Consider the following 22,331-nt stretch of genomic DNA (forward strand, 5'->3'; position numbering starts at 1 on the left):
GGGCTCCCCCGCGTTCTGGTGGTCCTCGGGGGTGCTCACAGCACTCCTCCCTGCTCGGTGCCTGCTGCTGTGGTCTCGGTGCGGTGCACGGCTGCCTGGGCGACGGCCTCGTCGACGGGGACGCCGGCCATCATCAGGCCGAGGACGTCGCGGTCCGTGCTCCCCGGGACGAGACCGACGATGCGACCGCGGTACATCACGAGGATCCGGTCGGCCAGGGCCACGACCTCGTCGAGCTCGGTCGAGACGATGATCACGGGGGTGCCGTTGTCGCGCTCGGTCACGATGCGCTCGTGCACGAACTCGATGGACCCGACGTCGAGCCCGCGGGTCGGCTGGCTCGCGATGAAGAGCTCGAGGGGCCGGGAGAGCTCTCGGGCGAGGACGACCTTCTGCTGGTTGCCCCCCGAGAGGTTGGCGGCCGCGAGCTCGACCCCCGTGGTGCGGATGTCGAACTCCTGCACGCGGCGCTCGGCGTTCTCACGGATCACCCGCGGGCGCATCGACCAGCCCTGGGCGTAGGGCTGCTTGTCGTGCAGGTCGAGGACCAGGTTCTCGGCGATCGAGAACTCCTTGACCAGTCCGTCCTTGCTGCGGTCCTCGGGGACGAACCCGACCCCGGCCTCGAGGACCTGGTCGACGGTGCGCCCGACCAGCTGCGTGCCACGGAGCTCGATCGAGCCGTGGACGTGCGCCTGCAGGCCGAGGATCGCCTCGGTGAGCTCGGTCTGACCGTTGCCCTGGACCCCCGCGACCGCGAGGATCTCGCCGGAGGCGACGTCGAAGCTGATGCCGTCCACCACGCGCTGCCCGGTGGCCGAGCGCACGACGAGGTCACGGACCTGGAGGCGGACGTCGCCGGCCCGGGCCGGGGACTTCGCGACGCCGAGGGAGACCGCCCGGCCGACCATGAGCGAGGCGAGCTCGGTCTCGGCGGCATCGGGCCGTGCCGAGCCGACGACCGCACCGCGGCGGATCACCGTGATCCGGTCGGCCACGGCGCGGACCTCGCGCAGCTTGTGGGTGATGAAGACGATGGAGGTGCCCGCGGCCTTGAGCTGGCGCATGATGCCGATGAGCTCGTCGGTCTCCTGCGGGGTCAGCACCGCGGTCGGCTCGTCGAGGATGAGGACCTTGGCGTCGCGGCTCAGCGCCTTGATGATCTCGACCCGCTGCTGGACACCGACGGGAAGGTCCTCGACGAGGGCGTCGGGGTCGACGTCGAAGCCGAAGCGGTCGGAGATCTCCCGGACCAGACGCCGGGCCTCGGCCAGGTCGAGCAGCCCGCCACCGCGGGTCGGCTCGTGGCCGAGCACGACGTTCTCGGCCACGGTGAAGACCGGGACGAGCATGAAGTGCTGGTGCACCATGCCGATGCCCGCGGCCATCGCGTCCCCGGGGCCGGCGAAGGTCCTGGCCGTCCCGTCGACGAGGATCTCGCCCTCGTCGGGGTCGTAGAGGCCGTAGAGCACGTTCATCAAGGTGCTCTTGCCCGCCCCGTTCTCGCCGAGGAGTGCGTGGATCTCGCCCGGCTCGATCACCAGGTCGATGTGGTCGTTGGCCACGAGCGGTCCGAACCGCTTCGTGATACCGCGAAGCTCGAGCTTCACCGGTGGGTCCTCCTCAGCAGGGGCCGCTGTCGGTACGCCGTCGTACCTCGGCGACAGGATATCCACGCCGCGGTGGCGGGCCGGGGACCCCCGACCCGCCACCTGGCGTCGTGCACGTGCTAGCCGCGATGTGCGGCAGGCGTCACGGGGTCGACTGCGACTCCACGACGATCTCACCAGCGATGATCTGCGCCTGGATCTCCTCGAGCTCAGACTTCAGCTCGGCCGAGACGCTGCTGTCCAGGTCGTGGAACGGTGCGAGGGCGACGCCCTCGTTCTCGAGCGTGCCGACGTAGGCCTCGTTGCTGAAGTTGCCCTGGACCGACTCGTTGATGACGTCGAAGACGGCCGGGCCCATCTGCTTGAGCACCGAGGTCAGGATGATGTCGGCGTACTCGGGCGAGGTGTCGAACCAGTCGGAGTCGACGCCGATGAAGGCGACGTCCCCGGCCTCCTGGGCGGCCGAGGCCGCGCCACCGCCGACCGGGCCGGCGACCGGCATGATCACGTCGGCACCGGCGTCGATGAAGGCGTTCGCCACGTTCTGACCCGCGGCGATGTCCTCGAAGTTGCCCGTGAACTCGCCGGACTGCTCGTCCTTGTTCCAGCCGAGCACCGTGACCTCGGCGCCCTTGACCTCGTTGTAGTGCGCGACCCCGTCGACGAAGCCGTCCATGAAGATGGTGACGGGCGGGATGGCCATGCCACCGAAGGTCGCCACGGTGCCCGTGGTCGAGTAGCCCGCGGCGAGGTAGCCCGCGAGGAAGGCGGCCTCGGCCGTGTTGAAGACGATGGGCTTGACGTTCGGCAGGTCGATCGACTGGTCGTCGATGATCGCGAAGGTCGCGTCCGGGTTGGCCTCGGCGGCCTCGCCCGTGGCCCCGGCCAGCAGGAAGCCGACCGTCACGGTCAGGTCGCAGGCCTGGTTGACCATCGAGTCGATGTTCGGGACGAAGTCGGTCTCGGCGGTCGACTCGGCCTGGGCGGTCTCGATGCCGAGGGACTCCTGGGCGAGCTGGAGCCCCTCGTACCCGGCCTGGTTGAACGAGCGGTCGTCGAAGCCGCCCTGGTCGGAGACGATGCAGCCCTTGAAGTCGATCTCGTCGACCGTCTCCTCCTCGCCGCCCGCCGTGGTCTCTTCGGGCTCGTCCTCGGGGGCAGCACCGCAGGCCGCCAGGGCCAGAGCCGAAGCGGTGACCAGCACCGCTGCTCGAGTCGCAATCTTCACGTCGTCACTCCTGTTTCATCCGTCGACGCCGGGGCTGACCAGGACAGATCGCGGCGCACCCGTGACGCGTCGTCGCGATCCGGGGGCAGCCCGCACCTGACCAGCGGCTGTGGGTCGAACAGTAGCCGGGCGTCGTGTCGCGGGTGTTACCGACGCGTAGCACGGCCCCTGTTGTTACGCATTCGGAATGTTCCGAGGCACGGCGTCGGTCGAGCCGGCGAGCAGCGCGGTGCGCGCGAGCAGCCTCGCCCCGACCCCGATGGCCCGCTCGTCGACCTCGAAGTCGCCCTGGTGGATGTCGAAGGTCCGTCCCCCGGGGGTGCGGGTGCCCAGGCGTGCCATCGCCCCGGGGGCGCGGGTCAGCAGCCACGCGAAGTCCTCCCCGCCCAGGGACTGCTCGGTCAGCGTGACCGCGTCAGGACCCAGCACCTCGCGCGCAGCGGCGTCGAGCAACCGGGTCGAGGCCGCGTCGTTCTCGACCGGAGGCACCCCGCGGTGGTGGTGCACCTCGACCTGCACGTCGTAGGCCGCGACCGCGTGGTGCACCGCATCGCGGAGCACGCGGGCGGCGTCCTCCCACGAGCGGCCCTCGAGGCAGCGCAGCGTGCCGCGCAGGGTCCCGCTGCCGGGGATCACGTTGTGGGCCGAGCCGGACTGCACGAGCCCCCACGTGAGGTTGACCCCGGCCCGGGGGTCGAGCCGGCGCCCCAGGACGGCCGGCACCTGGGTGATGACCTGCCCGAGGGCGAAGACCACGTCGCCGGTCAGGTGCGGGCGGGAGGTGTGCCCTCCTGCCGCGGTGAGGACGACCGTCACGGCGTCCGAGGCCGAGGTGATCGGTCCGATCCGCGAACCGATCTGCCCGACGTCGAGCTTGGGGTCGCAGTGCACCGCGAAGACCTGGGCCACGCCGTCCATCGCCCCCGCCTCGACGGCGTCCAGGGCGCCCCCGGGCTGGACCTCCTCGGCGGCCTGGAACAGCAGCCGCACCCCCGTGGGCAGCTCACCGGCCTCGGCGGCCTCGGCCAGGACCAGGCCCGCGCCGAGGACGGCCGCGGTGTGGACGTCGTGCCCGCAGGCGTGGGCGACCCCCGGGACGGTCGAGCGCCAGGGCTCGGTGCACTCGTCGGGGATGGGCAGCGCGTCGAGGTCGGCCCGCAGCGCGATGCGTCGACGACCGGTGGTGACCGCCCCCGGTCCGATGTCGCAGATCAGACCGGTCCCGGGCAGCCGCTGCGGCTCGAGGCCCGCGGCACGCAGCCGGTCCAGCACCAGATCGGTCGTGCGTCGCTCGGTCCGTCCCACCTCGGGGTGGGCGTGGATGTCGCGGCGCAGGGCCACGAGCTCGTCGTCGAGGGCGTCGACACGCGCGTTGACGCGGTCGGCGGTCATGGTCCTGGCGTCGTCGAGCACCCCCCGAGACTAGGCGCCCCCGGCGCGGACCGTCGTCAGAGCAGGTCCTCGCGACCCCGCTCGCGCACGGCGTCGACCACGGAGCGCAGCTCCTGGGCCCGGGCCCGCGTCGTCACGAGCAGCGCGTCCGGCGTGTCGACCACCACGACGTCGTCGAGCCCGAGGACCGTCACGACGCGACCGCTGCCGGCCACGACGACCCCGCCCTCGGCGTCGAGGCTGACCACGTCCGCGGCGTCACCGAGGACCCTCGGCCCGGTGCCGCGCTCGGGCAGCAGCGTCGAGAGCGAGGCGAAGTCACCCACGTCGTCCCAGGCGAAGTCCCCGGGCACGACCGCGACCCCTCCGGCCGCGGCGACGGGCTCGGCGATCGCGTGGTCGATGGCGATCTTCTCGAGGGTGGGCCAGGTCTCGGCCAGCAGGCGTCCTCGTCGGTCGGAGTCCCAGCCCGAGGCGATCCGGAGCAGCCCCTCGTGAAGGGCGGGCCGCTGCTCGGCCAGGTGGTCCAGCAGCACCTGGGCCCGGGTGACGAACATCCCGGCGTTCCAGCGGTACTCCCCCGTCGCGAGGTACGCGGCCGCGGTCTCGGCGTCGGGCTTCTCGGTGAAGCCGCGCACGTGCCGGGCCGACGGCGCCCCGGCCACGCCCAGGGGCTCCCCCGCTCGGACGTACCCGAAGGCCGTCGACGGGCCCGTGGCCCGGATGCCGACCGTCACCACGTACCCCGCCCGGGCAGCGACGACAGCCTCGCGCACCGCGGCGGCGAACCCCGGACCCTGGTCGACGACCTGGTCGGCGGCGAAGGACCCCAGGACGACGTCGCCCTCCCGTTCGAGCAGCACGGCGGCGGCCAGGCCGATCGCCGCCATCGAGTCCCGGGGAGAGGGCTCGGCGAGGACCGCGGAGGCGTCGAGGCCGGGCAGCTGGGCCAGGACGGCCTCGCGGTGCCGCTGGCCGGTGACGACCACCACCCCCCCGGGACCGGTCAAGGGCTCGAGCCGGTCGACCGTCGCCTGGAGCAGGGTGCGCCCCGAGCCGGTGAGGTCGTGCAGGAACTTGGGCGCGCCGGCCCGGGACAACGGCCACAGTCTCGTCCCGGCACCACCGGCGGGGACGACGGCCCGGAAGCCGAGGGCAGGGTCGGTGGCGTCGGCGGAGGCCTCGCGGGGGGTCATGCCGAGGCATCCTGCCACCGGGACGTCACGGGCCCAGCAGCCTGTGGGATTGGTCACAATGCATGCCGCGGAGGGACCGAAGACCCATGCCCACCACGGCGGGGACGCCCGGGGCAGTTAGAGTCGAGACGTACAGTGACATGACCCGGGAGACGCAGACGTCTCCTCGACCTGCCGGGAGGACCCCCAGTGCCCGAAGCGCCGGCTGGCACGCTCTACCGCGGCCGCGAGGGGATGTGGTCCTGGGTCGCCCACCGGGTGACCGGGTTCCTGATCTTCTTCTTCCTGCTCGTCCACGTGGCCGACACGTCCTTGGTCCGGGTCTCTCCCGAGGCCTACAACGTCGTCATCGGCGCCTACAAGAACCCCGTCATGGGTCTGGCCGAGGCCGGCCTGGTCGCCGCCATCGTCTTCCACGCCTTCAACGGCATCCGGGTGATGCTCGTCGACTTCTGGTCCTCGGGTCCGCGCTACCAGCGCGTCATGCTGTGGATCGTGCTCGGCCTCGTCGTCGTGACGATGGCCGCCTTCCTGCCCCGCCACCTCATGAACGTGTTCGGAGGGGGGCACTGATGAGCGACACCACGACGGCTCCCGAGCTCGCGGCGCCCCGCGCCCCGCGCAACCGCAGGTCGACGAGGACCAACTACGAGCTCTACGGCTGGCTCTTCATGCGAGCGTCCGGCGTGCTGCTGCTCGTGCTGATCTTCGGCCACCTCTACATGAACCTCATGGTCGGGGACGGCATCAACGCGATCGACTTCGCGTTCGTCGGCGGCAAGTGGTCCTCGCCCCTGTGGCAGACCTGGGACCTGCTGATGCTGTGGCTCGCGATGATCCACGGCACCAACGGGGTCCGCACGATCATCAACGACTACGCCGAACGCAGCGGGACCCGCGTGGTGCTCAAGAGCGCCCTCTACCTGGCGTTCACCATCACCGTCGTGCTCGGCACCCTGGTGATCTTCACCTTCGACCCGTGCCCGGTCGGCGCGGATCCCGAGCTGCTCGCCTCGATCTGCTTCCCCTGAGCACCGGTGCCCCTGGCCCTGAGATGCCCCCGCTGACCTACCCGATCGACGAAGGACTGATCCCCTGATGCAGACCCACCAGTACGACGTCGTCATCGTCGGCGCGGGGGGCGCGGGGATGCGAGCAGCGCTGGAGTCCTCCACGCGCGCCCGCACCGCGGTGCTGACCAAGCTCTACCCCACGCGGTCCCACACCGGCGCGGCCCAGGGCGGCATGTGCGCAGCCCTCGCCAACGTCGAGGAGGACAACTGGGAGTGGCACACCTTCGACACCGTCAAGGGCGGCGACTACCTGGTCGACCAGGACGCCGCGGAGGTCATGGCCAAGGAGGCCATCGAGGCGGTCCTGGACCTCGAGCGGATGGGCCTGCCCTTCAACCGCACCCCCGAGGGTCGCATCGACCAGCGACGGTTCGGCGGCCACACGCGCAACCACGGCGAGGCGGCCGTCCGCCGCTCCTGCTACGCCGCGGACCGCACCGGCCACATGATCCTGCAGACGCTGTACCAGCAGTGCGTCAAGCAGGAGGTCTCGTTCTTCAACGAGTTCTACGTGCTGGACGTCCTGCTCACCGAGGACCTCTCGACCGGGGAGGTCCCCGAGGGCACCCCCGTCCGGGCCTCGTGCGTGGTCGCCTACGAGCTCGCCACGGGCGAGATCCACGTGTTCCGGGCCAAGTCGGTGGTCTTCGCGACCGGTGGTGCGGGCAAGATCTTCAAGACCACCTCGAACGCCCACACCCTCACCGGGGACGGCATGGCCCTGGCCCTGCGCCGGGGCATCCCCCTCGAGGACATGGAGTTCTTCCAGTTCCACCCGACAGGCCTGGCCGGGCTCGGCATCCTGCTGTCTGAGGCCGCCCGCGGCGAGGGCGGGATCCTGCGGAACAGCGAGGGCGAACGCTTCATGGAGCGCTACGCCCCGACCATCAAGGACCTCGCCCCGCGGGACATGGTCGCCCGGGCGATGGCCAACGAGGTCAGGGAGGGACGCGGGTGCGGTCCCGAGAAGGACTACGTCCTGCTCGACCTGACCCACCTCGAGCCGGCCCACATCGACGCCAAGCTCCCGGACATCACCGAGTTCGCCCGCACCTACCTCGGCGTCGAGCCCTACACCGAGCCGGTGCCCGTCTACCCGACGGCCCACTACGCGATGGGCGGGGTGCCGACGACCATCGACGCCGAGGTGCTGCGCAACCCGACGGACGTGGTCGGCGGGCTCTTCGCCGCCGGCGAGGTCGCCTGCGTCTCGGTGCACGGCGCCAACCGGCTGGGGACCAACTCGCTGCTCGACATCAACGTCTTCGGCAAGCGGGCCGGCATCGCCGCCGCGGCCTACGCCGCGACCGCCGACTGGGTCGACCTGCCCGAGGACCCGACGGCCCTCGTGATCGGGGAGATCGAGCGGATGCGGGACAAGGCCGCGGGCGAACGGGTCGCCGACGTGCGCCGTGAGCTGCAGGAGACGATGGACGCCAACGCCCAGGTCTTCCGCACCGCCGAGTCCCTCGAGAAGGCTCGGGACGACGTCCGTGCCCTCAAGAAGCGCTACCTCTCGGTGAGCGTCCAGGACAAGGGGCGGCGCTTCAACACCGACCTGCTCGAGGCCATCGAGCTCGGCTTCCTCCTCGACCTCGCCGAGGTCGTCGTCGCCGGGGCCCTGGCTCGTGAGGAGTCGCGAGGAGGCCACTTCCGTGAGGACTTCCCCACCCGCGACGACGAGAAGTTCCTGCACCACACCATGGCTTACCTGCGCCGGGGCGCGACCCCTGACGAGACCGAGGTCACCCTCGGGACCAAGCCGGTGACCATGACCCGCTACCAGCCGATGGAGCGTAAGTACTGATGACCGCAGTCCTGGAGAACTCCGCAGCGCCCGACGCCACGCCCGAGGTGGGCGCCGTGCCGAGCTTCGACGTCACCCTGCGCATCCGCCGCTTCAACCCCGAGGCGAGCGAGGCTGCGGCCTACTGGGAGGAGTTCACGGTCACGGCCTACGGCACGGACCGCGTGCTCGACGCCATGCACAAGATCAAGTGGGAGGTCGACGGCTCGTTGACGTTCCGTCGGTCCTGCGCCCACGGCATCTGCGGCTCGGACGCGATGCGCATCAACGGGCGCAACCGCCTGGCCTGCAAGGCCCTGCTGAAAGACCTCGACCCGAGCAAGCCGATCACCATCGAGCCCATCAAGGGCCTGCCCGTGGTCAAGGACCTCGTCGTCGACATGGAGCCGTTCTTCGCCTCCTACCGCGAGATCATGCCCTTCCTCATCACGAGCGGGAACGCCCCCTCGGCCGAGCGGCTGCAGTCCGCCGAGCAGCGTGAGCGCTACGACGACACCACCAAGTGCATCCTGTGCGCGGCGTGCACCTCGGCCTGCCCGGTCTTCTGGAACGACGGCCAGTACTTCGGGCCCGCGGCGATCGTCAACGCCCACCGCTTCATCTTCGACAGCCGCGACGAGGGTGCCGAGCAGCGCCTCGAGATCCTCAACGACAAGGAGGGCGTGTGGCGCTGCCGCACGGTCTTCAACTGCACCGAGGCGTGCCCACGGGGCATCGAGGTCACCAAGGCGATCCAGGAGGTCAAGCGGGCGATGATCACCCGCGCCTTCTGAGCTCCCTCAGCACCCCCTGAAGGGCCCGTCAGCAGCCGCTGACGGGCCCTTCAGCGCTCCGCGGCGAGGCGGAAGGACCGCACCGGTCGCCACACGCCGTCATCGCCGTGCTCGTAGACCTGGATGCTGTCCACCTGGAACGAGGCGTCGAAGCCCGCGAGGTCCTCGAAGGCCTTGTCCAGGGCCTCCTCGGGGACGTCGTGGGCCACCGTGACGTGCGGGTGGTAGTTGAAGCGGGTGTCCTGGGCCAGCGGGCCCGAGCGGACGGCGCTCTCGAGCTGCTCGCACTCCGCGATCCCCTGCACCACCTGGACGAAGACCACGGCCGAGACGGGGCGGAAGGTCCCCGTGCCACGCAGGTGCACCGTGAACGGCGCGTGCCGCTTCGCGACGTCGGTCAGGTGGTGCCCGACGACCTCGAGCTCCTCGGGGTCCACGACCGTCGGTCCCAGCAGGGTCACGTGGGGCGGGATGTCCTGCGCGAGGGGATCGCCGCAGGCCGCGCGGGCACGCTGCAGCGCAGGGCCGTAGGGCGGCGGGACCTCGAGGGCGATCCCGATCCGCACCTGGCCCTGAGCGCGCTCCGGAAGCCTCACGCGCGGGCACCCCGGGCCGGCAGCAGCCCGATCCGGTCGTACACCCGGGCCAGGGTGCCCCGGGCGACGGTCCGGGCCTTCTCCGCCCCCTCGGCGAGCACGTCGTCCAGGGCGTCGGGGTCGTCCAGGTACCCGTGCACCTTCTCCTGGAAGGGGGTCACGAAGGCCACGACGAGGTCGGCGAGGTCGACCTTGAGGTCGCCGTAGCCCTTGCCCTGGTACTGCTCCACGAGGGTCTCGACGGGCGTGCCGCTCAGGGCCGAGTGGATCGTCAGCAGGTTCGCGATGCCCGGCTTCGCCTCGCGGTCGAACCGGATCTCCCGCTCGGTGTCCGTGACCGCCGAGCGGATCCGCTTGGCGATGGTCTTGGGCGGGTCGAGCAGGTCCACCAGGCCGTTGGGGGTCGAGGTCGACTTGCTCATCTTCGCCGTCGGGTCCTGCAGGTCGTAGATCTTCGCCGTCTCCCGCACGATGTGGGACTCGGGGACCACGAAGGTCTCGCCGAACCGGCTGTTGAGGCGCTGCGCGAGGTCACGGGTGATCTCGAGGTGCTGCCGCTGGTCCTCGCCGACCGGGACCAGGGCGGCGTCGTAGAGCAGGATGTCGGCGGCCATGAGCACCGGGTACGTGAAGAGCCCGACCGTGGTGCCCTCAGCCCCCTGCTTGGCGGACTTGTCCTTGAACTGCGTCATGCGCGAGGCCTCGCCGAAGCCCGTGTGGCACGAGAGCACCCAGGCGAGCTCGGTGTGCTCGGGCACGTGGCTCTGCACGAAGAGCACCGAGCGGCCGGGGTCGACGCCCGCGGCCAGGTACTGCGCGGCGGTGCGGCGGGTGCGCTCGCGCAGGGCGGTCGGGTCCGGCCCGACGGTGAGCGCGTGCAGGTCCACGACCGTGTAGTAGGCGTCGTAGTCGTCCTGCAGGGCCACCCAGCTCGTCAGTGCGCCGAGGTAGTTGCCCAGGTGGAGCGAGTCCGAGGTGGGCTGCATCCCGGAGAGGATGCGTGGCCGTGCCGAGGTCGAGTGCGCCGCGTTGGACATGCAGAGCATTCTGACAGGTCCGGGCCGAGCTCCAGGACACGGCCGGGCTCAGGTGGCCTCGTCGTCGAAGGGGGCGCCTGCGTCGCTCGGGACCTCCTCCTGGGGGTGGCCCGCCGTCACGGCCGCGCCGGCACCGACGGCCGCGGCGGCGCCGGCCGACCTCGAGCCGTGCCCCCAGGGCCGGGGCTGGGCGGGGGGCGCGGGGTCGTCGAGGAGCGCCTCGCGGACGATCCGGCGCGGGTCGTAGCGCCGCGGGTCGAGGGAGGCCCAGTCGACGTCCTCGGCCTCCTCGCCCAGCTCGGCGGCGACGCGCTCCTTGGCCGTGCCGACGAAGCCGCGCGCCGACCGGACCCAGGTCCCGAGCTGCTCGGCGTAGCGCGGCAGCCGCTCCGGGCCCACCACCAGGAGACCGACGACGAGGAGGACGACGAGCTCCGCCCCGTTGATCCCGAACACCGCGTCAGCCTAACCCCGTCACGCCGTCACCCTCCGGACAGCTCGGAGAGCACCACGCGGACCTCGCGCGCCTCGTCCTCCGAGCGCAGGGTCAGGACGACGGCGTCGCCCGGGGCCTTGGCGCGGATCGCCACGATCAGCTCGTCGGCCTCGGTGACGGGTCGTCCGTCGATCGCGAGGATCACGTCCCCCGGCTGGATCCCCGCGCGGTCGGCGGGGCCGTCGGGGGTCACCGGCTCCTGACCCTGCTGGGCCTCGGTCGAGACCTGGACCCCCTCCCCCGTGTACCGCGAGTCGAGGAGCACGCCGATCACGGGGTACGTCGCCGTCCCGGTCTCGATGAGCTCCTCGGCGGTCCGGCGTGCCTGGTTGGAGGGGATCGCGAAGCCGAGGCCGATGCTGCCCCCGGTGGCGCTCAGGCCGGGGGGCTGGGCGATCGCCGAGTTGATGCCGATGACCTCCCCGGTCGCGTCGACCAGCGGGCCTCCCGAGTTGCCCGGGTTGATCGCGGCGTCGGTCTGGATCGCGTTGATGAAGGCGGTCTCCTCCGCGTCACCGGCCGAGACCGGCCGGTTGAGGGCGCTCACGATGCCCGTCGTCACGGTCCCGCGCAGGCCGAGCGGCGCACCGATCGCCACCACCGGGTCACCCACCACCACGGCGTCCGAGTCGGCGAGGGCGAGGGGCGTGAGGCCCTGGAGGTCGACCTTGAGCACGGCGAGGTCGTACTCGCTGGTCCGACCCACGAGCTCGGCCGGGTGCTCGCTGCCGTCGGAGAAGAGCACCGCGATCTGCGCCCCGCCCTCAGCCGCGGCACTCACCACATGGTTGTTGGTGAGGATGTACCCGTCCTCGCGCAGCACGAACCCCGAGCCGGTGCCGGCCCCCGCGGAGCCGCGCACCTCGATCGACACGACCGACGGGAGCACCTGGCTGGCGATGTCCGCCACCCCGGTCAGCTCGGGGGCGCGCTCCCCGTTCGCCGAGACGGGCAGGGGGACGTCGCGCGGGGCCGCGTCGAGCGCGAGCTGCTGGAAGCCCCAGCTGCCCAGGGCCCCCGCGACCAGTGCGAGCACCACCACGAGGACGACCGCGCCAGCACCCAGCCCACGGCTGGCCTGCTCGCGGGGACGAGGCTGGGGACGGCCCCAGCTGTCGAGCGGCGGCATCGGCGCACCCGGGACGCCCTCCTCGGGGGCGTCCCGCGTGCCGGACTGCTGCCACGTGGTGCTCGCCCAGCCGGTGCTCGTCGCCGGGCCCGGCGACGCCTGCCCGGCCGGCGCTGCTGGGCTCGACAGCGGTGCAGGGGCCGGCCCGCGCGCGGGCTCCTCCTGCCGGGGGTAGCCCGACGGCGGGGCGAAAGGGTTGTTCTCGGTGCTCACGGGTTCCATGCTCCTGCCACGGTGCGCCACCCGCGCGAGATGCGGGCCGGGACGCCGGAATCGTAGGTGCGGTCGGGGTGCGCGGCGATGAGGAGGTTGACGTCGGCCTCGGGCACCTCGGCGACCACCGAGATCACGGTGTCCCCCGACTGCCAGACCCCGTGCCAGGGCGAGGTGGACAGCACATGGACCTCGCGCCCCTCGACCTCGACCACCCGTGTCCCCGCCAGGGCCGCCGCGTCGAGGAGACCGTGCTGCTGGGTCAGCACCACGGTGCCGCGGCTCCCCCGGAGGTCGAGCTCGAGCTCCCGCGCGCCGTCCTCCTCGACCCTGAGGTCGGTGACCTGGTAGCCCTCGGGCAGCCCGACCGGGCAGGTCCAGCCGTGCTCGCGCATCCATGCCAGGACGCCGTCCACCGAGTCGACGGCGTCGAGGCTCCCGGGCTGCTGGCCCCCGGCTCCCGAGGAGACGGGCACCACGCCGCCGGTCGAGCCCGGACCGGAGGGGGCCTGGGCCAGGAGCGTGAGTGCTGCCGCGCGGTGGGTCTCCGGGGTCACCGTGGGCTGCTCCCCGAGGGAGAAGAGACCCGCGGCGACGACCCCGACCCCCAGCGCGGCGGCGCCCAGCACCCGGCCGGGGACACCACGTCGGCGTCCGAGGGTGCCGTCGAGGCACCCGGGCGGCATCCCCGGTCCGTGGGACCCGGGAAGGGGGATCGAGTCGTCGGTCAGGCGCGCGGCCGACCGGGGTGCTGCCCGTCGGTGGTCGGCGCGGGTGGGGCCCGGCGCGCTGTCCGTGCGGTCCGCCGCCCCGAGGGCCACCAGACGTGCCGTGAGGCCGGGGGCGACCGGGACGTCCATCGCCGCGGCCAGGGCGCGGTGCGCGGCGCGGGCCGCGGCGAGCTCGGCCGCGCACTCGGGGCACCCCGCCACGTGGGACATGGCCTGGTCGGTCTCGGCAGCGCTCAGCTGCCCGTCGGCGAGGGCGCTCACCCGTGTGCCGAGGTGCGTCATCGCGCACCTCGCGAGGTGGGCTCGAGCTCGACGGGCTCGACGGCGGCCGGGTGCGGGTCGCGGTGCGCGAGGGTCGTGCGGAGCTGGGCCCGGGCCCGGTGGATCCTGGACCGCACGGTGCCGAGCTTGATGCCCAGGGTGGCGGCGATCTCCTCGTAGGACAGCCCCTCGATGTCGCACAGGACGACGGCGGCGCGGTACTCGGGGGACAGCAGGTCCAGGGCCCGTTGGACGTCCTGGTCGAGGTTCGCGTGCTCGAACCCACGCTCAGGGGTACCCGGGCCGGCCGGTCCGGCGACGCCGTCGGCGTCGTCCCCGAGGGGATCCATGCGGATGCGTCGGCGACGGCGCACCTGGTCCAGGAAGAGGTTCGTCGTGATGCGGTGCAGCCATCCCTCGAAGGTCCCCGGGGTGTAGCTCGACAAGGACCGGAAGACCCGGACGAAGGTCTCCTGGGTGAGGTCCTCGGCGTCGTGCTGGTTGCCGGTGAGCCGGTAGGCGAGGCGGTACACCCGGGCAGAGTGCTCGGTGACGATCTGCTCCCACGACGGCGGGACGTACGGCTCGTCGGGACCGACGACCGGACGGACGTCGTCCTCGGCCCGAGGCTCGGGTGCCGCGGCACGGGGGGTGCGCAGTGGCCGCACGCGTGCTCCCTCCCTCGCCGGACGGTCGTCCTCGCCGCACCGTGCGACGAGACCCATCCTCCCAGACCCAGAACGCGTGGCGCGGTCGGCGTGTTCCAGCCCGGCGGTAGCATCGGGGCACGTCGATCGCACCTGCCCCGGGAGGGACACCATCTCCACCGACAAGTCCGCGAGCTGGGCCTTCAGCGAGGACTTCCTCCCCTCTGACGACGTCCTGCTCCGCGCCACGGACCGCGCGGCCCAGCTGGGGTGCACCCCGGTGTCGACCGGTACCGGGGCGCTGCTGCAGCTTCTCGCCTCGGCCCTGCGCGCCTCGACGGTCGTGGAGATCGGGACCGGGGCCGGGGTCTCCGGGCTGTGGCTGCTGCGCGGCATGACCCCCGACGGAGTGCTCACGAGCATCGACAGCGAGGCCGAGCACCAGCGGGCCGCGAAGCAGGCGTTCACCGAGGACGGGGTCCGGCCCACGCGGGCACGCACGATCACCGGCCGCGCCCTCGACGTCCTGCCGCGCCTGACCGACGGGGCCTACGACCTGGTCCTGGCGGACGGGGACCCGCTCGAGCTGCCCGAGCACGTCCGGCAGGGCCTCCGCCTGCTGCGTCCGGGGGGAGTCCTGGCGATCGCGCACGCCCTGCACCACGACCGGCTGCCCGACCCTGCCCGCCGGGACGAGGTGACCACGACGCTGCGGGAGGTGGTCCGCGGCCTCCGCGACGACGAACGGGTCATGCCCGCCCTGGTGCCGAGCGGAGACGGACTGCTGCTCGCCTCGCGTCGCTGACCCCTCGAGCCACGAGGGTCGGGGTGCCGCCGACCGAGACCGCGAGAGGGGCTCAGCGCAGCTGGGACAACCAGCGGAGCAGGACCCTCGTGCCGAAGCCGGTGGCCCCTTCGGGGACCTCGTGGGAGGCCGCAGCCGCCCGGGCCGGTCCTGCGACGTCGAGGTGCGCCCAGCGTCGGCGCCCGACGAACTCCCGGAGGAAGAGCGCCGCGGTGATCGATCCACCGCCGATCGTGGGGTCGCTCGGCACGTGGCGCAGGTCGGCGACGGTCGAGGCCGTCGCCGGGAGGTAGTCCTCGACGAGGGGCATGCGCCACAGGCGCTCGCCGCTCTCCAGGCCGGCCTGGACGAGGGCCGACGCGAGGCGCTCGTCCGGGCTGTAGAGGGCGCCGTGCTGGCGGCCGAGGCCCAGGGTGGCGGCTCCGGTGAGGGTCGCGACGTCGATCAGGACGTCAGGGTCGAGGTCGCGGTCGGCGTGGGCCAGGGCGTCAGCCAGGACGAGGCGCCCCTCGGCGTCGGTGTTCGCGATCTCCACCGTGGTGCCGCCGTACAGGCGCAGCACGTCCCCGGGCCGGTAGGACGAGGCACCCACGGCGTTCTCGGCGAGGGGCAGCAGAGCCGTCACGCGGTGGCGGACCCCCGCCGCGGCGGCTCCGAGCACGGTGGCCAGGGCGACCGCCGAGCCTGCCATGTCGGTCTTCATCGCGACCATGGACTCGCGTGGCTTGATCGAGATGCCACCCGTGTCGTAGGTGATGCCCTTGCCCACCAGGACGACGTGCCGGGGCAGCGCCCCGGAGCGCGACCCCTCGGGCCGCGGCTCGTAGCGGACGGTCACGAGGCGCGGCCCCGAGTCGGAACCCGCACCGACCGCCACCAGTCCCCCGAAGCCGCGGGCCACGAGCTCCTCGGGGCCGAGGACCTCGACCTCGAGGCCGGCCGCAGCCCCCAGGGCCACGGCCTGCTCGGCCATCCACGCAGGGTTCTTGGTCGAGGAGGGCGTGACGGTCAGCACCCGCGCGGTCCAGGTGGCCGCGGCCACCTGGCGTGCGGAGTCGATCGCTGACTCGGCGTACCTCCCGAGCAGGACGAGAGCCCTCGCGGCCGCGGGGCCTGACGCCCGGTCCGTGACCCGGGGGTGCCTGTACGCGCCGAGCAGGTAGCCCTCGACCAGGGCCCGCACGCCGACCGCACCGGCGTCGGCGCCGACGGTCGTGACGACCCGTCCGAGCCCTCGGGTCGACCGGGCGATCGCCGCGCCGGCGCGGCGCAGCGCCACCGGGGATCCGTCCCCCAGGCCGACGAGGAGCACACGAGAAGGAAGATCCGACCACGGGAGGTCGGCTCCGCCGCCGATCGCCCGCGGCAGCGGCAGGACGTGGGCCTCCCCCGCCGTCCCGCGCACGCCGAGACGCTCGGCGATCTCCGCGAGGTCGATGCCGTAGCGGACCGCCGCGTCGACGGTCCCGCTGCGTGGCTGCACGCCGTCCTCGCCCTCGGCCGCCGGCGCGACCGGCAGGACCAGGGCGTCGACGTCGGGCTCGGTCAGCAACGTGCTCGTCGCGACGACTCCGCGGGCGGCCTCGACACGAGGCAGCTCGGGGGGCCAGGGCGCGGTCACGTCGGCCTCGGCCGACCGGCGACGGTGGGATCCGGGCACAACGCTCCTTCGACGCTCGGGGTACGACCCTCGTGCAGAGGTGGCGCGCTCAGCTCACGACGGAGCCGAGGGCCTCCCCGAGCTCGCGGGCCTCGGTCGCGTTGAGCTCGACGACCAGGCGACCTCCACCCTCGAGGGGCACGCGCATCACGATGCCACGACCCTCCTTGGTGACCTCGAGCGGCCCGTCACCGGTCCTCGGCTTCATCGCAGCCATCGGTGAATCCTCCCCGTCCGTCCTTGCCCGCCCCCAGGTCGGCCTGTTCCGGGCGCCGCTCCGGCACGGGCCGGGCGCCGTCACCGGGCCTCGAGAGGACGGATGTCCGAGATCAGTCTAGTTCACCACGCGGGCTCCTCGGTCTCACGGCGGCCAGCCCGAGGGCGGCACCAGTCGCCAGAGCAGGGCCACCCAGGCGACCTGGGCCACGACGCCGGCCGTCACGAGGCCCGCCAGGGCCAGCCGGCGCGCCCAGGGTCTGCCCAGGTCGAGGACCACGAGAGCCACCATGACCGCGACCGGGAACGCCAGGAGAGAGAACCGCACCAGGCTCGTGCCGGGCTCGACGACCACGAGCAGGTAGGCGGCGTAGGCCCCTGTCCACGCGCTGAGCTCCGGCCCCACCCGTCGCGCCGGCCGCGAGGCCAGGGCCAGCCCCACCACCAGGACGAGCCCGCCGAGGAGGACGGGGCCGAACCCGCCCAGCAGCCAGGTGGCCACGTCGATCCAGGGCAGGACGGGCAGCACCTCCTGCCGGGCCCGCCAGGCCGCCTGGGTGAGCACGTACGCCTCGCGCTCGCCCGTGGCGAGCCCCACCCAGGTGGGCCAGAGGACCCCCGCGAGGGCAGCGGCCAGCGCGAGGACCAGCAGCCGCCACCGGTCTCGGGGCGAGAAGCCGGTCACCCCGTCGGGCACGAGGGTGACCGACCCCGGCACCGGACCGCTCGTCGGCGACCCGTGCGGCGGCACCTGCGCCGTCCAGGACCGGGCCCTCCAGGAGCGCGCCGCCCGGTACCGCACCAGGGCGTGCACGACCACCACGACGAGCACGGGCAGGGCGACCGCCCGGGTCAGACCCAGGGCCAGCACCAGCGGGACCGCGAGCAGGTAGCGGTGGCTCAGCACGCACCAGAGCACGGCGGCGAGGAGCAGCAGCGCGAGGGACTCGGTGTAGGCCACCTGGAGCACGGGCGAGGCTGCCGCGGTGCTGAGGAGCATCACGGCGACCAGACCCGCCCGCGTGGCCCTGGGCGAGTCCACGGCGGGCCCACCGCTCCCCGTGGGCCTGGTCAGGGCCAGCACGACGACCCGGTGCACGACGAGCACCGCTGCGGCACCGAGGACCAGGGCCAGGGTCGGTGCGAGCACCTGCCACGGCAGGCCGGTGAGGGCGGACCCGGCCCGGACCAGGGTCGGGAAGAGGGGGAAGAACGCCCAGGCGTTCTGCAGCACCCGGCCGTCCTCGCCGCGGGGCAGACCCTCGGGATAACCGCCCTCGGCGATCTGCCGGTACCAGCTCCCGTCCCACATGAGCCCCGCGTACTCGAGGTAGGACGGCGCCGCGCCGGTCCACGGGTTCGTGGCCTGCGTCCTGGCCACCGCGGCGAGCACCCCGGCGCTGAGGAGGCGGGCGAGCCCGTGCACCACGAGGACCTGCACCCACCACGGCCAGGTGCGCGGCCGCAGCAGCCCGGCGGGCCGTCCCGGGGCGGGCCCGACCGGAGGCGGCTGCGTCACACCAGACCGCGCACGGCTCGCGCCGGGGGCAGGTCGCCCCGCAGCACCGCGACCATCTCCACGAGGCGACGGGTCGGGCGCACGTCGTGGGTGCGGAAGACCGTGGCCCCCTGCCAGGCGGCCACGGCCGTCGCCGCGAGGGTGCCCTCGAGCCGCTCCTCGACGGGCAGGTCGAGGGACTCCCCCACGAAGTCCTTGCGGCTCAGCGCCATGAGCACCGGGTGCCCGAGGGCGACCAGCCGCTCGGTCCGACGGGTCAGGTGGACCGAGTGCCAGGTGTTCTTGCCGAAGTCGTGGGTCGGGTCGACGAGCACCGAGGCCGGGTCGACCCCGGCGGCGACGGCCCGCGCAGCGCCGGCTCCCACCGTCGCGAGGACGTCCTCGAGCACGCCGTCCAGCGGGTCCTCGGCCTCGGGCCCCGCCGGGTAGGCGGGCCGGAGCGGGTCGGTGCGTGGGGCCAGTCCTCCGGTGTGCGAGCACACGACCCCCACGCCGTTCCGGCCGGCGACCTCGACGAGGCGAGGATCGTGCCCGGCCCAGGTGTCGTTGATCAGGTCGGCCCCGGCCGCGACGACCTCCTCTGCCACCTCCGCGCGCCAGGTGTCGACGCTGATGGGCAGGTCAGGGAAGGCGGCGCGCACCGCGAGGACCACCGGCAGGACCCGGTCGAGCTCCTCGGCCACCTCCACGACGGCGCCACGACCCGCCCGCACCCCGCCGATGTCGACGAGGTCCGCACCCGCCTCGGCAGCCTGCTCGACGGCCCGCAGCGCCGACTCGTCGTCGGCCGAGCGCGCCGCGGGGTAGAAGGAGTCCGGCGTGCGGTTCACCACAGCCATCACCGCGGGCCGGCCCGGGGCGAGGACCCGGCCGCGCAGGCGCAGCGGGACGCCCTGGGCCGGCACGCCGACCCGCGTGCTCATCCCAGCTCTGAGGCCCGCTCGGCCTCCTGCTCGGCCGCGGCGTTCTCGGTGACCGCGGCCTCCTCCTCGGCACGCAGCTCCGCACCCCGCTGGCACACGAGGCGGACGGCCTCGGCCGGGTCGTCGACCAGCTCGATGAGGTCGAGGTCCCGCGCGCTGATCGTGCCCTGGTCGAGCACGGGGCCCCGCAGCCAGTCGAGCAGGCCCTGCCAGTAGGAGCGGCCGACCAGGACGATCGGGAACTCGGTCACCTTGTGCGTCTGCACCAGGGTGAGCGACTCGAAGAGCTCGTCGAAGGTGCCGAAACCCCCGGGCAGGACGACGAAGCCCTGCGAGTACTTGACGAAGCACGTCTTCCGGGCGAAGAAGTACCGGAAGTTGACGCCGAGGTCGACCCATCGGTTCATGCCCTGCTCGAACGGCAGCTCGATGCCCAGCCCGACCGACAGGCCGCCGGCCTCCTTGGCGCCACGGTTGGCGGCCTCCATGATGCCTGGCCCACCGCCCGTGATCACCGCGTAGCCGGCCTCGACGAGACCGCGGGCGACCTCGCTGCCGATCCGGTACTCGGGCTGGTCCGGCTTGGTGCGGGCCGAGCCGAAGACGCTCACCGCCGGGCCCACCTCGGCCAGGGCCCCGAACCCCTCCACGAACTCGCTCTGGATCCGCATGACCCGCCACGGGTCCGCGTGCACCCAGTCGGCCCCGCCACCGCGGGCGAGGAGGTTCTGGTCGCTCGTCGTCCGTGGGACCTGCCCGCCGCGCAGCAGCACCGGCCCCCGCCGGTACCCGTGGTGCTGCTCGCGCTCGACGTCACGGTCCTGCTGCGTCCCTGCGTTCCCCTGGTCAGCTGTCATGGCTCGACTCTAGGAGGTCAACCAGGCCTCGAGCCCCTCGAAGCACGCCGTCACGTCCTGCACGGGGCACCGCTCGTCGTCGGCGTGGGCCAGGCTGGGGTCGCCGGGACCGAAGTTGACCGCCGGCACCCCCAGGGCGGAGAAGCGCGCGACGTCGGTCCACCCCTCCTTGGCCGCCGGCGCACGACCCGTGAGGTCGGCGACCGCCGCGGCGAATCGGGCCGCGGCGGGATGGTCGAGTCCGGGCCTCGCCCCCGGGGCCAGGTCGGTCACGGTGACCTCGAACCCTGCGAAGACCTCACGCACGTGCGCCTCGGCCTGCTCGGGGCTCGAGGCCGGGGCGAAGCGGTAGTTGACCGTCACCACGCACTCGTCCGGGATGACGTTCCCCGCGATGCCCCCACGGATGCCGACCGCGTTGAGGCCCTCGCGGTAGTCGAGCCCGTCGACCGTGACGGTGCGCGGGCGGTAGTCGGCGAGCCTGCTGAGGACCGGGGCCGCGCCGTGGATCGCGTTGACCCCGAGCCACGCCCGGCCGGAGTGCGCCGCCCGGCCCGTGGTGCGGACCTCGGCGCGCAGCGTGCCGTTGCACCCGCCCTCGATCGCCGCGCGGGTCGGCTCGCAGAGCACCGCGAAGTCGGCGGCGAGCCAGTCGGGGTGGTCCCGCACGAGGCGTCCCAACCCGTTCCTCTCGGCCTCGACCTCTTCCTGGTCGTAGAACACCCACGTGACGTCGCGGACCGGCGCGGTGACCCGTGCCGCGAGGGCGAGCTGGACGGCCACCCCGCCCTTCATGTCGACGGTGCCGCGCCCCCAGAGCTCGACCGTGCCGTCGGTCTCGCGGAGCTCGGTCGGGAGGTTGTCGGCGATCGGGACCGTGTCGAGGTGCCCGGCGACCACGACCCGCTCGGGGTGGCCGACGGAGGTGCGCGCGACCACCGCGTTGCCGTCCCGCAGCACCTCGAGGTGGTCGTACCCGCGCAGGGCGGCCTCGACCAGGTCAGCGAGCGGCCCTTCGTCGCCGCTCACCGAGGGCAGGTCGCACAGGGCCCGGGTCAGGTCGACCAGGTCCCCGTGGAGGTCGAGGGGCGGGTGCGCGGGCACGGTGCGGGAGGAGGTGCTGGTCACGCGCAGGACCCTACGCCCGCGACGTCTCGGAGTGCAGGACACCGGAGGCGTGGCCCGTAGGCTGGACCGCATGACGCAGCGCACCGCCTGGGCCCACGGACTCGCGACGGTCACCGGCACCGCCGGTCCGGGAACCACCCTCGACGTCTGGTTCCCCGAGCCTCGCCTGGGGGACGGTCCCGGGACCGAGCACGACGCCGAGCGGGACCGGTTGGTCGAGCTCGAGCGCCCGGACCCCGCCCGCGGTGTGCGGACGACGGTGGTCACGACCGTGATCGACCTCGACGCCGCGCCGGCCGACACCGCCGACGCGTACCTGCGGCTCCACCTGCTGTCCCACCGCCTCGTCGCCCCCCACGGGCAGAACCTCGACGGCCTCTTCGGCGTCCTGCCCAACGTGGTCTGGACCGACCGTGGGCCCTGCGCGGTCGACGGCTTCGAGCAGACCCGTCTGCGTCTGCGCGCCGAGCACGGGGTCGCCCCGACCGTGCACGGCGTCGACAAGTTCCCGCGCATGGTCGACTACGTGCTGCCCACCGGCGTCCGCGTGGCCGACGCCGACCGCGTCCGGCTCGGCGCGCACCTCGCCGAGGGCACCACGGTCATGCACGAGGGCTTCGTGAACTTCAACGCCGGGACCCTGGGCACCTCGATGGTCGAGGGACGCATCTCTGCCGGGGTGGTGGTGGGAGACGGCAGCGACATCGGCGGCGGTGCCTCGATCATGGGCACCCTCTCGGGAGGCGGGAAGGTCACCATCTCGGTCGGCCGGCGCTCGCTCCTGGGTGCCAACGCCGGGCTCGGGATCCCCCTCGGCGACGACTGCGTCGTCGAGGCGGGCCTGTACGTCACGGCCGGCACCAAGGTGACCCTGGTCGGGGCCGAGCCGACGGTGGTCGCGGCCCGGGAGCTCGCTGGCACCGACGGGCTGCTCTTCCGCCGCAACTCGGTGACCGGCGCCGTCGAGGTGCTGCGCCGTGACGGCACCGGCGTGACCCTCAACGCGGCGCTGCACGCCAACTGAGCAGCCCGTC

Annotated in this window: 22 protein-coding genes; 6 read left to right on the forward strand and 16 right to left on the reverse strand. The window is 73.2% G+C overall.

Annotation, left to right across the window (positions count from 1 at the left end):
- Positions 1-35: 35 nt before the first annotated feature.
- The 4 genes from J4G33_RS08700 to J4G33_RS08715 form a co-directional block, all read right to left on the reverse strand.
- Positions 36-1,610, reverse strand: coding sequence for an ABC transporter ATP-binding protein (locus tag J4G33_RS08700; RefSeq protein ID WP_208055529.1), 1,575 nt, complete (start codon positions 1,608-1,610; stop codon positions 36-38).
- A gap of 142 nt (positions 1,611-1,752) precedes the next feature.
- Positions 1,753-2,838, reverse strand: coding sequence for a BMP family lipoprotein (locus tag J4G33_RS08705; RefSeq protein ID WP_208055530.1), 1,086 nt, complete (start codon positions 2,836-2,838; stop codon positions 1,753-1,755).
- Positions 2,839-3,012: 174 nt separating this feature from the next.
- Complete coding sequence (locus J4G33_RS08710; RefSeq protein ID WP_208055651.1) at positions 3,013-4,230, reverse strand: amidohydrolase; 1,218 nt, start codon at positions 4,228-4,230, stop codon at positions 3,013-3,015.
- A gap of 56 nt (positions 4,231-4,286) precedes the next feature.
- Entirely contained in the window at positions 4,287-5,426 is a 1,140-nt protein-coding gene (locus J4G33_RS08715) for a mannose-1-phosphate guanylyltransferase (RefSeq protein WP_208055531.1), read from the reverse strand.
- Positions 5,427-5,615: 189 nt separating this feature from the next.
- Here J4G33_RS08715 and sdhC point away from each other — a divergent pair, with 189 nt between their 5' ends.
- The 4 genes from sdhC (at position 5,616) to J4G33_RS08735 (ending at position 9,079) form a co-directional block, all read left to right on the forward strand.
- Positions 5,616-5,999: a succinate dehydrogenase, cytochrome b556 subunit gene (gene sdhC / locus J4G33_RS08720; RefSeq protein ID WP_208055532.1), complete on the forward strand. Its 384-nt coding sequence runs from the start codon at positions 5,616-5,618 to the stop codon at positions 5,997-5,999.
- A complete protein-coding gene (locus tag J4G33_RS08725; RefSeq protein WP_208055533.1) occupies positions 5,999-6,457 on the forward strand; it encodes a succinate dehydrogenase hydrophobic membrane anchor subunit in 459 nt (152 codons plus the stop codon). Before sdhC ends, J4G33_RS08725 begins: the two co-directional genes overlap by 1 nt.
- Before the next feature lie 67 nt (positions 6,458-6,524).
- The gene (gene sdhA, locus J4G33_RS08730; RefSeq protein ID WP_208055534.1) at positions 6,525-8,306 is read left to right on the forward strand and encodes a succinate dehydrogenase flavoprotein subunit; all 1,782 of its coding nucleotides are present in this window, start codon (positions 6,525-6,527) and stop codon (positions 8,304-8,306) included.
- Positions 8,306-9,079, forward strand: coding sequence for a succinate dehydrogenase iron-sulfur subunit (locus J4G33_RS08735; RefSeq protein WP_208055535.1), 774 nt, complete (start codon positions 8,306-8,308; stop codon positions 9,077-9,079). The genes sdhA and J4G33_RS08735 overlap by 1 nt, the downstream gene beginning before the upstream one ends.
- Before the next feature lie 50 nt (positions 9,080-9,129).
- On the opposite strand, the gene J4G33_RS08740 is transcribed toward J4G33_RS08735, so the two are convergent.
- The 6 genes from J4G33_RS08740 to sigE are packed head-to-tail and all read right to left on the reverse strand — an operon-like array spanning position 9,130 to position 14,210.
- Complete coding sequence (locus J4G33_RS08740) at positions 9,130-9,675, reverse strand: 2'-5' RNA ligase family protein (RefSeq protein WP_208055536.1); 546 nt, start codon at positions 9,673-9,675, stop codon at positions 9,130-9,132.
- The gene (gene trpS, locus J4G33_RS08745) at positions 9,672-10,712 is read right to left on the reverse strand and encodes a tryptophan--tRNA ligase (RefSeq protein WP_208055537.1); all 1,041 of its coding nucleotides are present in this window, start codon (positions 10,710-10,712) and stop codon (positions 9,672-9,674) included. The genes J4G33_RS08740 and trpS overlap by 4 nt, the downstream gene beginning before the upstream one ends.
- Before the next feature lie 48 nt (positions 10,713-10,760).
- A complete protein-coding gene (locus J4G33_RS08750; RefSeq protein WP_208055538.1) occupies positions 10,761-11,168 on the reverse strand; it encodes a twin-arginine translocase TatA/TatE family subunit in 408 nt (135 codons plus the stop codon).
- 26 nt (positions 11,169-11,194) lie between these two features.
- The gene (locus J4G33_RS08755) at positions 11,195-12,559 is read right to left on the reverse strand and encodes a S1C family serine protease (RefSeq protein ID WP_208055539.1); all 1,365 of its coding nucleotides are present in this window, start codon (positions 12,557-12,559) and stop codon (positions 11,195-11,197) included.
- Positions 12,547-13,563 carry a zf-HC2 domain-containing protein gene (locus J4G33_RS08760; RefSeq protein WP_208055540.1) on the reverse strand — a complete coding sequence of 339 codons (1,017 nt, stop codon included), beginning with the start codon at positions 13,561-13,563 and terminating at the stop codon, positions 12,547-12,549. Before J4G33_RS08760 ends, J4G33_RS08755 begins: the two co-directional genes overlap by 13 nt.
- Positions 13,560-14,210, reverse strand: coding sequence for an RNA polymerase sigma factor SigE (sigE, locus tag J4G33_RS08765; protein WP_307793820.1), 651 nt, complete (start codon positions 14,208-14,210; stop codon positions 13,560-13,562). Before sigE ends, J4G33_RS08760 begins: the two co-directional genes overlap by 4 nt.
- A gap of 151 nt (positions 14,211-14,361) precedes the next feature.
- Between sigE and J4G33_RS08770 the strand changes: the two genes are divergently transcribed.
- Entirely contained in the window at positions 14,362-14,994 is a 633-nt protein-coding gene (locus J4G33_RS08770; protein WP_208055652.1) for an O-methyltransferase, read from the forward strand.
- A gap of 52 nt (positions 14,995-15,046) precedes the next feature.
- Here J4G33_RS08770 and J4G33_RS08775 read toward each other — a convergent pair whose 3' ends face one another.
- The 6 genes from J4G33_RS08775 to dapE all read right to left on the reverse strand — a co-directional run bounded on the left by J4G33_RS08775 (position 15,047) and on the right by dapE (position 21,297).
- Complete coding sequence (locus tag J4G33_RS08775; RefSeq protein ID WP_307793821.1) at positions 15,047-16,654, reverse strand: leucyl aminopeptidase family protein; 1,608 nt, start codon at positions 16,652-16,654, stop codon at positions 15,047-15,049.
- A 49-nt stretch (positions 16,655-16,703) separates the two neighbouring features.
- A complete protein-coding gene (locus J4G33_RS08780; protein WP_208055542.1) occupies positions 16,704-16,871 on the reverse strand; it encodes a DUF3117 domain-containing protein in 168 nt (55 codons plus the stop codon).
- A gap of 144 nt (positions 16,872-17,015) precedes the next feature.
- Positions 17,016-18,389, reverse strand: a complete 1,374-nt coding sequence (locus J4G33_RS08785) for a hypothetical protein (protein ID WP_208055543.1) — start codon at positions 18,387-18,389, stop codon at positions 17,016-17,018.
- Positions 18,386-19,312, reverse strand: a complete 927-nt coding sequence (gene folP, locus J4G33_RS08790) for a dihydropteroate synthase (protein WP_208055544.1) — start codon at positions 19,310-19,312, stop codon at positions 18,386-18,388. Before folP ends, J4G33_RS08785 begins: the two co-directional genes overlap by 4 nt.
- A complete protein-coding gene (locus tag J4G33_RS08795; protein WP_208055545.1) occupies positions 19,309-20,169 on the reverse strand; it encodes an LOG family protein in 861 nt (286 codons plus the stop codon). The genes folP and J4G33_RS08795 overlap by 4 nt, the downstream gene beginning before the upstream one ends.
- A 9-nt stretch (positions 20,170-20,178) precedes the next feature.
- Positions 20,179-21,297, reverse strand: a complete 1,119-nt coding sequence (dapE, locus tag J4G33_RS08800; RefSeq protein ID WP_307793822.1) for a succinyl-diaminopimelate desuccinylase — start codon at positions 21,295-21,297, stop codon at positions 20,179-20,181.
- Between the two features lie 70 nt (positions 21,298-21,367).
- Here dapE and dapD point away from each other — a divergent pair, with 70 nt between their 5' ends.
- Positions 21,368-22,321 carry a 2,3,4,5-tetrahydropyridine-2,6-dicarboxylate N-succinyltransferase gene (gene dapD / locus J4G33_RS08805; protein WP_208055547.1) on the forward strand — a complete coding sequence of 318 codons (954 nt, stop codon included), beginning with the start codon at positions 21,368-21,370 and terminating at the stop codon, positions 22,319-22,321.
- Positions 22,322-22,331: the final 10 nt, after the last annotated feature.

The organism is Actinotalea soli (assembly GCF_017565425.1).
In the GTDB taxonomy this organism is placed as follows: Bacteria; Actinomycetota; Actinomycetes; order Actinomycetales; family Cellulomonadaceae; genus Actinotalea; species Actinotalea soli.

What these genes read in the sequence shown, in the direction of transcription:
- J4G33_RS08710 (WP_208055651.1), bottom strand. Translation starts at nt 4,230, where the DNA reads ATGACCGCCGACCGCGTCAACGCGCGTGTCGACGCCCTCGACGACGAG.
- J4G33_RS08715 (WP_208055531.1), bottom strand. Translation starts at nt 5,426, where the DNA reads ATGACCCCCCGCGAGGCCTCCGCCGACGCCACCGACCCTGCCCTCGGC.
- J4G33_RS08725 (WP_208055533.1), top strand. Translation starts at nt 5,999, where the DNA reads ATGAGCGACACCACGACGGCTCCCGAGCTCGCGGCGCCCCGCGCCCCG.
- sdhA (WP_208055534.1), top strand. Translation starts at nt 6,525, where the DNA reads ATGCAGACCCACCAGTACGACGTCGTCATCGTCGGCGCGGGGGGCGCG.
- J4G33_RS08735 (WP_208055535.1), top strand. Translation starts at nt 8,306, where the DNA reads ATGACCGCAGTCCTGGAGAACTCCGCAGCGCCCGACGCCACGCCCGAG.
- trpS (WP_208055537.1), bottom strand. Translation starts at nt 10,712, where the DNA reads ATGTCCAACGCGGCGCACTCGACCTCGGCACGGCCACGCATCCTCTCC.
- J4G33_RS08755 (WP_208055539.1), bottom strand. Translation starts at nt 12,559, where the DNA reads ATGGAACCCGTGAGCACCGAGAACAACCCTTTCGCCCCGCCGTCGGGC.
- J4G33_RS08760 (WP_208055540.1), bottom strand. Translation starts at nt 13,563, where the DNA reads ATGACGCACCTCGGCACACGGGTGAGCGCCCTCGCCGACGGGCAGCTG.
- J4G33_RS08780 (WP_208055542.1), bottom strand. Translation starts at nt 16,871, where the DNA reads ATGGCTGCGATGAAGCCGAGGACCGGTGACGGGCCGCTCGAGGTCACC.
- folP (WP_208055544.1), bottom strand. Translation starts at nt 19,312, where the DNA reads ATGAGCACGCGGGTCGGCGTGCCGGCCCAGGGCGTCCCGCTGCGCCTG.
- J4G33_RS08795 (WP_208055545.1), bottom strand. Translation starts at nt 20,169, where the DNA reads ATGACAGCTGACCAGGGGAACGCAGGGACGCAGCAGGACCGTGACGTC.
- dapD (WP_208055547.1), top strand. Translation starts at nt 21,368, where the DNA reads ATGACGCAGCGCACCGCCTGGGCCCACGGACTCGCGACGGTCACCGGC.